This window comes from Actinomyces sp. Z5 (genome assembly GCF_003287795.1).
Lineage (GTDB): Bacteria > Actinomycetota > Actinomycetes > Actinomycetales > Actinomycetaceae > Actinomyces > Actinomyces glycerinitolerans.
Genome location: NZ_QMIN01000109.1, coordinates 116,438 through 127,517, shown reverse-complemented (window position 1 = coordinate 127,517; position 11,080 = coordinate 116,438). Strand labels below are relative to the sequence as shown.

General features: G+C 68.1%; 12 protein-coding genes and 1 pseudogene. 10 read left to right on the top strand and 3 right to left on the bottom strand.

All coding sequences use genetic code 11. The annotated features are described in order from the left end of the window. From DRB06_RS16745 to DRB06_RS14730, 3 genes and pseudogenes are all read right to left on the bottom strand, one after another. Positions 1–680: pseudogene (locus tag DRB06_RS16745) on the bottom strand (hypothetical protein); the annotation flags it as partial. Further along, positions 677–1,252: a hypothetical protein gene (locus DRB06_RS14735; RefSeq protein ID WP_146750913.1), complete on the bottom strand. Its 576-nt coding sequence runs from the start codon at positions 1,250–1,252 to the stop codon at positions 677–679. The pseudogene DRB06_RS16745 and the gene DRB06_RS14735, both read right to left, overlap by 4 nt. A gap of 324 nt (positions 1,253–1,576) precedes the next feature. Further along, positions 1,577–1,882 carry a hypothetical protein gene (locus DRB06_RS14730; protein ID WP_073332661.1) on the bottom strand — a complete coding sequence of 102 codons (306 nt, stop codon included), beginning with the start codon at positions 1,880–1,882 and terminating at the stop codon, positions 1,577–1,579. Positions 1,883–2,218: 336 nt separating this feature from the next. On the opposite strand from DRB06_RS14730, the gene DRB06_RS14725 reads away from it, so the two are divergent. From DRB06_RS14725 to DRB06_RS14680, 10 genes are read left to right on the top strand one after another with little or no spacing between them, the layout of a single operon-like run. Further along, the gene (locus DRB06_RS14725; RefSeq protein ID WP_111820352.1) at positions 2,219–2,929 is read left to right on the top strand and encodes an SAF domain-containing protein; all 711 of its coding nucleotides are present in this window, start codon (positions 2,219–2,221) and stop codon (positions 2,927–2,929) included. Continuing rightward, complete coding sequence (locus DRB06_RS14720) at positions 2,929–3,678, top strand: hypothetical protein (RefSeq protein WP_073332657.1); 750 nt, start codon at positions 2,929–2,931, stop codon at positions 3,676–3,678. Before DRB06_RS14725 ends, DRB06_RS14720 begins: the two co-directional genes overlap by 1 nt. Beyond that, a complete protein-coding gene (locus DRB06_RS14715) occupies positions 3,675–4,988 on the top strand; it encodes a CpaF family protein (protein ID WP_108966887.1) in 1,314 nt (437 codons plus the stop codon). Before DRB06_RS14720 ends, DRB06_RS14715 begins: the two co-directional genes overlap by 4 nt. Positions 4,989–5,005: 17 nt before the next feature. Continuing rightward, complete coding sequence (locus tag DRB06_RS14710; RefSeq protein WP_258522284.1) at positions 5,006–5,857, top strand: type II secretion system F family protein; 852 nt, start codon at positions 5,006–5,008, stop codon at positions 5,855–5,857. Then, entirely contained in the window at positions 5,854–6,777 is a 924-nt protein-coding gene (locus DRB06_RS14705) for a type II secretion system F family protein (RefSeq protein ID WP_073332648.1), read from the top strand. Before DRB06_RS14710 ends, DRB06_RS14705 begins: the two co-directional genes overlap by 4 nt. 55 nt (positions 6,778–6,832) lie before the next feature. Further along, the gene (locus DRB06_RS14700) at positions 6,833–7,075 is read left to right on the top strand and encodes a hypothetical protein (protein WP_108966893.1); all 243 of its coding nucleotides are present in this window, start codon (positions 6,833–6,835) and stop codon (positions 7,073–7,075) included. A gap of 2 nt (positions 7,076–7,077) precedes the next feature. After that, on the top strand, positions 7,078–7,488 hold the full coding sequence (locus DRB06_RS14695; protein WP_073332643.1) for a TadE/TadG family type IV pilus assembly protein: 411 nt from the start codon (positions 7,078–7,080) through the stop codon (positions 7,486–7,488). After that, positions 7,485–7,934, top strand: coding sequence for a TadE family protein (locus DRB06_RS14690; protein ID WP_073332640.1), 450 nt, complete (start codon positions 7,485–7,487; stop codon positions 7,932–7,934). Before DRB06_RS14695 ends, DRB06_RS14690 begins: the two co-directional genes overlap by 4 nt. After that, positions 7,931–8,359: a TadE/TadG family type IV pilus assembly protein gene (locus DRB06_RS14685; RefSeq protein ID WP_111820350.1), complete on the top strand. Its 429-nt coding sequence runs from the start codon at positions 7,931–7,933 to the stop codon at positions 8,357–8,359. The genes DRB06_RS14690 and DRB06_RS14685 overlap by 4 nt, the downstream gene beginning before the upstream one ends. Further along, entirely contained in the window at positions 8,356–11,076 is a 2,721-nt protein-coding gene (locus DRB06_RS14680) for a hypothetical protein (RefSeq protein ID WP_111820349.1), read from the top strand. The genes DRB06_RS14685 and DRB06_RS14680 overlap by 4 nt, the downstream gene beginning before the upstream one ends. Positions 11,077–11,080 lie beyond the last annotated feature (4 nt).

Below are 11,080 nucleotides of genomic sequence, written 5' to 3'. Positions count from 1 at the left end.
ACGATCGTGGCCCCCACATCCCCGACGCTGGGGTTGTAGCCGATCGTGGCGGTCGGGATCGTCACCGCATCCCAGGCCGCCCGCGCCAACGTCTCACCATCCACCTCCGGGGCGGGAGCAGACTCGCCTGCGGGAACATACACGGGGCCATTCGAGGTGAATTGCCCGAGAAGCTGCTGGAACTCCTGCGCATCGTCGCCGTTGTAGTACGTCCAATCGCACCACGGCAGGTACCAGTGCCCCTCAGTGTCATCGGCGTAGGAGCCGTAGTCCGGATACATGCCCTTGATGATTTTGTCATTCTCCGGCCGACCGCCATGAACTGAGGCCTGTCTGAGGGCCTCACCCGAATCGAGCCACTCGGCAACCTCCTCACCCGTCCTGTCCTGCCTATACCAGCACACCGGATGCACCGCGGCAGTCACCGACTGCGACGACACCGTCGCGCCACCCGAGCCGGATCCGTCTGCCGCAGCCGACGTGTACTGGGCGGTAACCGTCATAGTCACCGAACCATCCTCGCTAGCGGACACCGAGCCGGAAGACGAACCCGAACCGGCATGGACGTCTTGGATCTCTTTTGCCCAAGCACCCGGGACAAACCCGGCCGACACGGCGAGGAACAACAGCATGACGCAAGCTATCGGCAGCGATCGAGTTCTGAAGTTCGCCATTTTCATGCCACACATTCATTTACGGTCAGAGTTGTTTCATCCGATTCCTTCCAAGTCCCATCATCGTATGTCATGGTGATAACCGTCTCATAACGGCCTTGGAGGGTCTCGGGATTGCTGATGTCGTTCCCGTCCGCATCGTAGGCCACAAGATCCGATTGATCGCCGCAGATCGCGACCTGTGCCCCCACGTAGTCGACAGCGGTGACCACCTTAACCGAAACTCTGACCGTCCCATCGGTATGTCCATCACCGAGTTCCTCGAAGCCGTTCTTGAGCCTCTGGTATGCCTCTGTAGTCATGAGTGGTTCGGCGTTTTCTACGCCGGTGCGGGTGAACCAGATGTTCCAGGTGACCTGGTCGTAGTTGATGAAGGCCTTCAGGACTTCAGTCTGCTGCTCATCCAGATCCTCAGGGATAGAGGTAACCACGTACCGGTCGGTGGACAACGACTCCGCCGTCACCACACCCGCAGCCTCCGCCGAGGCCGCAGCCGACGCAGACGCCTCAGCGGCGGCAGCCGACTCCGACGCCTCCGCCGACGCGGCAGCCTCCGGATCATAAGTAGGGATATTCAAGGAGTTGTCGTCCGACTCAGACGAGCACGCCACCAGGGGTGTGCTTGTGAGCAGCAGGGCCAGCAGGCCTGCCGACAGACGGCGTCGGCGGGGGCGAGTGGTGGGTGATGGCGGCTGTATGTCGGTCCGGCCGATAGTGATGGGGTGGCTTGGCGTCATTGAAAGCCTCTGCAGTGTGAGGGTTGGATCGCAGGCTGTGCGTGGTGCGGACTTCGGAGGACGTGTGTGTTTTGGAATGATGGTCTTAAGAGGCAGGGGCGGTCGGCGTGCCGGATCATGCAACCCGAACGCCGACCGCCCCATGCGTGTCGCTTGCGAGGAGACTCAGCCGTCGTACGAAGCGACGTCAGCGAGATCCGCGGCGTCAGTCACGCCGTTGGCCGCAGCGATGTTGTTGTGGTTGCGCGCCACGTCCGTCGCGGCGTCGGCCAGGACGGCCTCGAAGGCGGTGAGCTTGGGCTTGAACTCGTCCCAGGCGGCGCGGAAGGACTGCGCGTTGGGGCTCTCCCAGTTCGCGTTCTGCAGTGCCGTGTCCGTGTCCGAGTGGATCGAGTGGGCGGAGTCCACATCGGTCTTGAGGGTGTTGTAGAGAGTTTCAAGGGTGTCGAGATCTGCGGTGGTAGTTGCCACTAGTAACTCCTCGAGTTCAGGTTCGGATACATCTCTGTCGCTTGTCTCTGTCGCTTGAGAGATGGGTACGTGATGATGCTCGCGTACCGGGTAACTGTTAGGGTTCCATGCCGAGGATGTCGGCGCAAGCGCTTCGGGTAGAACTACCCATGCGAGGCGTCGGAGGCTTCGAGGTGTCACTTCGAGGATGCGGCTAGTTTCTGCGGATTTGTGCCCTCCGCTGGCCGGAGGTGTTGTCATTGCCTCAAACGTGCTCGCAAAGTTGTCATGGTGTGACCGGGGGACTCGAGGTAACGTACGTCCGTCTCATCCTTTCTCCCAAGCGAGGTTTCCAACATGTCTCAGCCCCAGGACGGGCGTGTCCTTCGGCGTCGTGACCGCGATGCCCGTGGTGTGTCGTCCAGCCGTGCTCGGCGTGAGCGGACCGCGTCGCGCCTGCCTGCGGCCCCCGGTGAGAGGCGCCCGTTGTTGGCCGCGCTGGCGGTGCTGCTGATCGTGGGCGGGGCGCTGCTGGCTGGATTGCTTGCTACTCGCGCCGACCATCGAGTCGAGATGCTCGCAGCGGCCCGCACGGTCGCTGCTGGCGCGGTAATCACCGAGGATGACCTCGTCTCGACGCCTGTCTCGTCCACACTCGACACGCTCATCCCCGCCAGCCAAGCTGAGCAGCTGGTCGGGCAGACGGCGCGGACAGAGATCGCCAAGGGCCAGCTGTTCGACACCTCTCAGCTGCTGAACTCGCCATTGCCCGGCGACGGCACCCAGGTGGTCGGTGTCTCGCTTGAGATCGGTAGATTCCCCGCGGGGGGCTTGGCTGCGGGTGATGTGGTGGACGTGGTTGACACCGGCAGCGGCGCCGTCACGGTCCGCCATGCGCAGGTGCTCACTGCGGTCTCCACCTCCGGTTCGGACAATGACTGGACTTCCGGTTGCGTGCTGTCCCTGATTGTCGATGAGGCCGACGCCGCCGCGCTCGCCCAGGCCGGCGCGGGCGGGAGCATAGCCGTGGTCCTGACCGCCACCGACCAGCCGATCGGAGAGAGCTGATGCTGATCTCGGTCGCCTCCGCCAAGGGCTCGCCCGGCGCCACCACCGCAGCGCACGTGCTGGCCGCCATCTGGCCGCGTGACGTGCGCCTGGCCGAACTGGACCCGGCCGGCTCGGACCTGATGTACAGGCTGCGTACCCAGTCCGGCCACCCCATCGATTCCTCGCGGGGTCTCGTCTCGCTGGCTGCCGCGGCACGACGCGAGTCTCGGGCTGCTCTGGATGAGCACTTGACCGCCGTCGACGGTGGCCTGAAGGTGCTCGTCGGCCTGGCCCGTCCTGATCAGGCGGCAGCCATAGGCGCCGGCTGGTCGGCCGTCGCCCATAGCCTGCGTGGCACGACCGACGTCATCGCCGACGTCGGGCGACTCACACCGGGCGCCCCCAGCCTGGCCGTAGCGCTTGCCTCCGATCGCCTGCTGCTGGTGAGCCGCCCAGGAGTCGACCAGTACGGGCACCTGCGTGAACGCCTGCGCTGGATCACCGAGGAGACGGCGCACCGAGCCGAGCGGCCCGAACTCGGCGTACTGCTCGTCGCCCGCTGGAAAGAGCGCCACGAGGCGCAGGCCCTTGGCCAGCTGTTGCAATCCGGAGGTTTGGACGTACCGGTGGTTGGCGTTCTCGCGCATGACGATGCGGCGGCGGACGCCCTGTCGGGACGGCGACCCCGCCCGCTGCAGAACACGCTGTTGGTGCGTTCCGCTCGGGAACTCGCCGCCGTTCTGGCGGGATTGGTGGTGCGGCGATGAGTGTGGACCAGAACCTCGTACGCACCATGCGCGAGCAGGTTGCCGACCTACTCGCCAAGCAGCGGCACGACGACGCCACCTCCGGCATTCCGCCCATGACTCCGGAGGACGAGCGCCAGTTCGCCCGGGCCCTGATCGGACGCGTGCTGGAGCAGTACGCGCGCACCGAGATCGCCGCCGGACGCAGTCCCCTGGACGCCCAGGCGGAGGAAGAGGTCTCCCAGGGCATTCATGCAGCCCTGTTCGGCGTCGGGCGGCTTCAGCCTCTCTTGGAGGACCCCGACGTCGAGAATGTCGACATCAACGGCTACGACAACGTCTTCATCCAGTACGCCGATGGGCGGGAGGAACGCGGGGCGCCGGTAGCCGACTCCGACGACGAGCTCGTAGAACTGGTCCAGGTACTCGGCTCCTACTCGGGTCTCGCCTCCCGCCCCTTCGACTCCGCCAACCCACAGCTCGATCTGCGGCTACCGGACGGCTCGCGCCTGTCGGCCGTTATGGACGTGTGCTCCCGCCCCGCCGTCTCGGTACGCCGCGCCCGCCTGGACAAGGTGGGACTGGATGAGCTCGTGGGCCTGGGCACCATCAGCCCCCGGCTGGCCGCCTTCTGCTCGGCCGCGGTGCGCGCCCGCAAGAACATCATGATCGCCGGTGCCACCAACGCCGGCAAGACCACCTTCCTGCGTGCGCTGGCCAATGAGATCCCGCCGTCAGAGCGGCTCATCACCGTTGAGCGTGCGCTCGAGCTCGGCCTCGGAGAATTCTCTGACCTGCACCCCAACGTGGTCGCCTTCGAGGAGCGCCTGCCGAACTCCGAGGGCGCCGGCGCCATCACCATGGCCGACCTGGTGCGGCGCTCGCTGCGCATGAATCCCTCGCGCGTGATCGTCGGTGAGGTACTGGGAGACGAGATCGTCACCATGCTCAACGCCATGAGCCAGGGCAATGACGGCTCCCTGTCCACCATCCACGCCAACTCCTCGGCGGAGGTGTTCAACCGCATCGCCACCTACGCCATCCAGTCCGCCGAGCATCTGCCACAGGACGCCACCAACCTGCTGATCGCGGGCGCCGTCGACTTCGTCATCTTCCTCACCCGTGAGAACCGCTTCAGTGAGGGCGGCTCCATGCGCCGTTATGTGGCCTCCGTGCGTGAGGTCAATGGTGTCGACGGACGGGTGCTGTCCAGCGAGATATTCGCCGACGACGGCTCCGGTCACGCCCAGCCGGCGGCGCCCATCGAATGCATCGCCGATCTGATAGAGGCCGGCTACGACCCGGTTGCCACGTATGCGCGGGGGGCCTGATGCACAACTCGACCGCCATGACAGCCCTGCTCGCCGGCGCCCTCGTGGGTGCCGGAGCCTTCCTGCTGATCACCTTCATCATGGGCGTCGACCCGCTTCCCGCCCATACCTCGCACACCGAAGCCGGCCGCAAGCCGCTGATCCGGCGGGACCTGCGCCGGATCCTGCTTGCCGCCGGAGTCGCCCTCGCCGTGCTGGTGCTGACCCGCTGGGTCGTGCTCGCTGCGGCGGGCGGTGTGCTCGTGCTGGTGTGGCCACTGCTGTTCGGTGGCGCCCGACAGGAGCGGGAGGCAGCCGCGAAGGTGGAGGCGCTGGCCGCCTGGGCGGAGTCGCTGCGCGACACGATCGCCGGCGCAGTCGGCCTGGAACAGGCCATCCCCGCCACCGTCTACGCCGCGGCCCCGGCCATCCGCGAGGACCTGGCACTGCTGGCCGACCGGATGCGCGTGCGCGTGCCCATGGGTACCGCCCTGCGGCAGTTCGCTGACGATCTGGACGATCCCACGGCAGACCTGATGGTGTCCGCGCTGATCATGAACTCGCGGTTGCGTGGCCCCGGACTGCGTCAGCTGCTCGGTTCACTGGCCGACACCGCACGCGCCGAACTGGACATGCGCCAGCGAGTTTCGGCCTCCCGCGCCGGCACCCGTCGCTCTGCGCAGATCGTCGTGATCTTCTCCATCGTGGTGATGCTTGCGCTAGCGCTGTTCAACCGAAGCTTCGTGGAGCCGTACTCCAGCGTCCAGGGACAGCTGGTCCTGCTCGTGGTGGTGGGGCTGTTCGCCGTGGGTCTGATGTGGATGCGACGCCTGGCCGGCGTGGTCCTTCCGCGCCGTTTCCTGACCGTCACGAACGGGGGTGCCGCATGAGCATCTGGATTCTGGTCGGCGGTGCCGTCAGCGGGGCCGGCGTGCTGCTGCTGACGCTCATCCTCGTGCCGCCGCGGGTGCAGCCGGCTCCGGCACTGGCTGAGTTGGACACGCAGCGTGATGAGGCTCGGCTGCGCCGCGACGCCCGCCGCCTGAACCCGGCCGAGGGCGCGCTGCCGGATTGGTTGGACACGGTCGGCTTCCGCTCGGCGGCACTGCTAAGGCGCACCGGCATAGGCCTGGGCTCGCTGTCATCCGACCTGGCCATGGTGGGGCGGTCTCTGGAACGGCACCTGGTGATCTCGCTCATGTGCGGGTTGGCTGCATTTGCCGCGCCACTGACCCTGGTCGGGGTGGCTACCGCGCTCGGCAGCATCACCTCCTGGGAGACGCCCGTGCTGGCATGCCTGGTACTCGGCGCGCTCGCGGTCATCCTGCCCACCGTCAGGTTGCGTGGGCAGGCAGATGCGGCGCGCCGGGACTTCCGGCACGTGGTGGGCTCCTACTTGGACCTGGTGTCCATGTCCCTGGCCGCCGGTCGGGGCGTGCCCGAGGCCCTCGACTCCGCCGCGACACTGTCCGACGACCCGGCGATGGTGCGCATCCGGGATGCTCTGGCTGCCGCGCGCCTTCGCGGTGAGACCCCCTGGGCCGCCATGGGACAGCTCGGTGACCAGTTGCGGATTGACGAGCTGCGCGACCTTTCGGCCGCGCTCGCGCTCGTCGCCGAAGACGGCGCCAAGATCCGCGAGTCCCTATCCGCCCGCGCCACCAGCATGCGGCGGCGTGAGTTGGCCGACGCCGAGGGCAAGGCGGGGGAGAGCTCGGAATCCATGCTGGTAGCACAGCTGATCATCGCGATGGGGTTCATCGTGTTCCTCGTCTATCCGGCCCTCGCCGGAATCATGGGAAGTACCTGACCGGGTACTCCCGCGCCACAAATCACCCAGAAAACCCTGCAGAAAGGAAATCACCATGCTCCGCCTAATGTGCACACTCCAGATCCTCGCCGGTGACCTCGCCGGTACGGTTCGGGGCCGCCTGAACGCCCACGCCGGCGAAAAGGGTGCCTCCACGGTCGAGTGGGTCATCATCACCGGCTTCCTGATTGCCCTGGCCGCCCTGGTCGGACGCGTCGTTTACGGGCTGGTCCAGGACGCGTCCTCCAACCTCGAGGTGCCGACGATCGGCAACAACGGCGGCGGCGACAACGGGTGACCATGTCTGCCTGGATTTGCAAGCGACTGCGGGCGGAGACCGGGGCCTCCTCGGTGGAGCTCCTGGTCTTCTTCCCGCTGTTGATGCTCATCATCCTCATCACCGTGCAGGTCGCGCTGTCCTGGTACGGCCATGAGGTGGCCATCTCCACCGCCCGGGAGACGGTTCGGATAGTGCGCGACGGCGGCACCGCCCCGGCTCAGGTCGCTCAGGCCGAGGCCGACGGCGCCCGCTATGCCACGCGGGTGGGCAGCGGCCGTGCACTGACCGATGTCGACGTGCACGTCGACATAGACGGCGACGAGGCTCGGGTCACCGTGACCGGTGCCTCCATGGATATTGTCGCCGGCCTCGCCCCCGGCATCGAGGCCTCCGTCACCGCGCCGATCGAGACCTTCAGGGAGGACACATGAGGATCGCCGTGCGCACCTATTCCCGACGACGTGCGCGCCGTCGCCCCCGGTGGCGTGGCGAGCGCGGCACCATGTCGGTCGAAATGGTCCTTATCGCGCCCGCTCTGCTCATGGTGGTCATGCTCGTCGTCGCTGCAGGGCGCTGGGTCTCCGCGGAGGGCATGACCCAGGCCGCCGCCCGTGATGCCGCCCGCGCCGCCTCGATGGAACGCTCTGCCGGCACGGCGGCAGCGGCGGCCGCCTCCAGCCTGGCCGTAGCCGACACCGCCGCCGCCGAGTGCAGGTCCGACACGGACGTGTCCGGCTTCTCCCGTGGCGGCTCCGTGAAGGTGACCGTCAGCTGCCAGGTGCGGCTGGCCGACCTCGGGCTGGTCTTCCTGCCCGGCACCACAACCGTCACCTCCAGTTCGATCTCCCCGGTAGACACTTGGCGGGGAACCCGATGAACGCCTGTCGCAAGGAACGCGGATCCACCTCGGTATTCGCCGTAATCGTCGTTGCGGTGCTTATGGCCCTGGCCGGACTATGCATCGACGGCGGCCGGGTGCTCAATGCCCGTGCCACCCTGGCCGACACTGCCGAACAGGCCGCCCGTGCCGGCGCCCAACAGGTCTCCGCCGGGTCACTGCGTGGCGCTGGCGGAATCAGCCTCGATTCGGCGGGGGCACGTTCAGCAGCAGCCAGCTACCTGAATGCCACCGGCATCGGTGCGGACCGCTTCTCTGTTGTCACAACCGGCCAGGACGTGGTGGTCACGCTAGAGGACGACGTTTCCACGACCATGCTCCGCTTCGTGGGCGTAAGCACCGTGCACGTGAGTGTCTTCGGTGACGCCCACGCCGCAGTCGGCATCAACCAGGAGGAAATGTGACCCCTACACTTCAGCGCACGGCACCGGGTCCGGCTCGCTTCCGCGCGCCAACCCCGGAGCGGCGCGAGCCCCTGTGGCGCTCAATCCTGTCTGTGCTGGTGCTGGGGGCCGTAATCATCGGCCTGCCCTGCCTGCTGTTGTGGCAAGCTGGGCTGCCGCCGCTGCCGCGGCACCTGGACGCCTCACTGCTGACCCGCGCCGTCACCGCTGAGACCGTGCTCGGCGTGCTCAGCTGGGTGGTATGGCTCGCCTGGTTGCAATTCACTGTCTGCACCGTCGTCGAGGTGATCTCTGCGCTGCGCGGCCGCGGCCTGCCCGCGCATGTGCCGCTGGCGGGTGGCACGCAGGCACTTGTACGGCGGCTGGTGACTTCCGCGCTGGTGCTGGGCGCCGTCGCCGCTCCCGCTGCCGTCGCAGCGCCCGTGTCCGCCCCGGAACTCCCCCCGGTCGCGACCATGCAGACGCAGGCCGCCGACACGACGCCGTCACTGAGCCAGGCCGCTGCTTCCGCCACCAGCAGCGCGGACGGGCCCACCGAGGCGAGCTCCCCGGGAGAACAGGCTCAATCCGTCCGCTACATGCTCGGCGATACCGAGCTTCCCGCCGACATCGGGGCCGAACTCGTCGGGCAGCGCGTCTACGTGGTCCAGCCACCCGCCGGCCGCTATCACGACAATATGTGGGATATCGCCGAGCGCACCCTGGGCGACGGTCGTGCCTACCAGCAGATCTACGATCTCAACGTCGGCAGGGTCCAGCCCGACGGCCGCTCGCTGGAACTCGCCCGGCTCATTCAGCCCGGCTGGTACCTGATCGTGCCCGAATCCGCGCAGGACGTGGACCGCGTCGTCGCCGTGCCCGTCGAGGAGACCGCGCAGGCGGATGCCTCTGCGCCCAGTGCTACCGCCAGCAGTGACACCGCGGCGGGTACAAGCGATACGGTGGCGGCCGCCAGCAATGCGGCCGCCGCGGTGCCGGACGTGCCACCGGCCCAGATGCCCGCCATCGGCGCCCTCATGGCCGCCACCTTCACCGCCATCCTTGCCGATCGACGGCGCCGCGCCATAGCGGCGGCCCCGGGAGACGATGCGCTCGAACTCGAACGCCTCATGCGGGTGGGCGCCGACCCGGTCCGCGCGGACCGGTTGTATCGCATCCTGCGCTCGCTCGGCGCCGTGTCGGGGCGTCCCGAGCCCTACGCCGTCGTCATCGATGATGCGGCCTGCCGGCTGCTCCTGCCGCGCCCGCTCCCGCAACCGCCGCTCCCGTGGACCACCGACGACGACGGCTCTACCTGGAGCCTCCCGTCCGGGGACGAGCCGGCGGCGCCTGCCGGTGACGCGGACGGCGGCACAGCCCTGCCTGGACTGGTAACCATCGGACGCGACGAGAATGGGGCAGACATCCTCATCAACCTGGGGGCGGCGGACGGCGACGTGGTGGTTGGGGGAGAACCCACCATGGCCGCCGAACTCATTACCGCCCTCGCCCTCGAGCTCGGTACCAACCCGTGGTCACAGGGAGCCCTCGCATACACCCTGGGGCTGCCGGCGGTCCTGCAACGCATCGTCGGCGATCGCCTGCATGCTGTCGCCAGCCTCGACGACATCTCGCCGGCCCGGGCCGTGGACCCCGACAGCGTCCTCACCGGCCAGCGGCACACCCAGCAGACCTTCGTCCTGACCTCCGGTCAGGAAGCCACGAAACCGGGACAGCACGACCTCAGCCTCGTCAGGACCGGACCTTCTCGGGGTGCACGCTGGCGCATTGAGATCGATGCCTCCGGTATGGCGCGGATCGACCCGCTGGGCGTAGCCGTGACCGCCACCCGGGCAACGGGTGAGGAACTCGATGCGCTCGCCGGCCTGTTGGGCTCCGCGGCTCCCGCGCCTCCGGGAGACGATTCCCGTCCACCTGTGCCGGATCCGCCGCAGCCCCCGCTGTCCACGGTGGCGCTACGTTCGGCCGCCATCAGGATCCTGGTGCTGGGCCCTGCCAGCGTCGAGGCTCCGGGGACGGTCGACCCGGACCGCCGCGATCGGCTCACCGAGGCGGCGATCTGCCTCGCCCTGCACCCGCGGGGCATCCGCCCGGAGGCCCTCGGTGCCATGCTCTGGCCCCTCGGCGTCACCGGCGACGTGGTGGCCGCCATGGTGCGGCGCCTACGCGACTGGCTTGGCACCGACTCCCAGGGCATCCCGCATGTGCGCCAGGACGAGGAGGGACGACTGCTTCTCGGCCCGGACGTCGTCTGCGACTGGGACGTGCTGCGCTCCTTGCTGTCCGCCTCCCGACGCAGCGATATCCACCGCGAGGCAGAACTGCTGCTCGAGGCGCTGCGACTGGTGCGCGGTCCGGTGGGCGCTGGGATTCCGGCCGGCGGCTACGCCTGGCTGGCCCGTGTGCGCACCGCTCGCCAGGCCGACGCGCTCGTCACCGACGCCGCACACCGGGCCGCCCAATTACTGCACGACACCGACCCCGACGGGGCGGCGCTCGCGGTCGACACCGGACTACGGGTGGTCGACCTCGACCAGCGCCTGTGGCGGGATCGCTTGCGCCTTGCGGCCGCCCGCGGGCAGGACGAGCTACTCGACGAGGTTGCAGCCCTACTGAACGCCACCGGCGCGGACGAGGTCGCGGAAGTGGATCCGGCTACCGCGGCCCTCGTCGAGGAACTGGCCCCGGGCGCCTCTGTCCGCCGCGCCACCGCCTAAAGCA

What these genes read in the sequence shown, in the direction of transcription:
- DRB06_RS14695 (WP_073332643.1), top strand. Translation starts at nt 7,078, where the DNA reads ATGTCTGCCTGGATTTGCAAGCGACTGCGGGCGGAGACCGGGGCCTCC.
- DRB06_RS14685 (WP_111820350.1), top strand. Translation starts at nt 7,931, where the DNA reads ATGAACGCCTGTCGCAAGGAACGCGGATCCACCTCGGTATTCGCCGTA.
- DRB06_RS14715 (WP_108966887.1), top strand. Translation starts at nt 3,675, where the DNA reads ATGAGTGTGGACCAGAACCTCGTACGCACCATGCGCGAGCAGGTTGCC.
- DRB06_RS14720 (WP_073332657.1), top strand. Translation starts at nt 2,929, where the DNA reads ATGCTGATCTCGGTCGCCTCCGCCAAGGGCTCGCCCGGCGCCACCACC.
- DRB06_RS14690 (WP_073332640.1), top strand. Translation starts at nt 7,485, where the DNA reads ATGAGGATCGCCGTGCGCACCTATTCCCGACGACGTGCGCGCCGTCGC.
- DRB06_RS14700 (WP_108966893.1), top strand. Translation starts at nt 6,833, where the DNA reads ATGCTCCGCCTAATGTGCACACTCCAGATCCTCGCCGGTGACCTCGCC.
- DRB06_RS14725 (WP_111820352.1), top strand. Translation starts at nt 2,219, where the DNA reads ATGTCTCAGCCCCAGGACGGGCGTGTCCTTCGGCGTCGTGACCGCGAT.
- DRB06_RS14710 (WP_258522284.1), top strand. Translation starts at nt 5,006, where the DNA reads ATGACAGCCCTGCTCGCCGGCGCCCTCGTGGGTGCCGGAGCCTTCCTG.
- DRB06_RS14705 (WP_073332648.1), top strand. Translation starts at nt 5,854, where the DNA reads ATGAGCATCTGGATTCTGGTCGGCGGTGCCGTCAGCGGGGCCGGCGTG.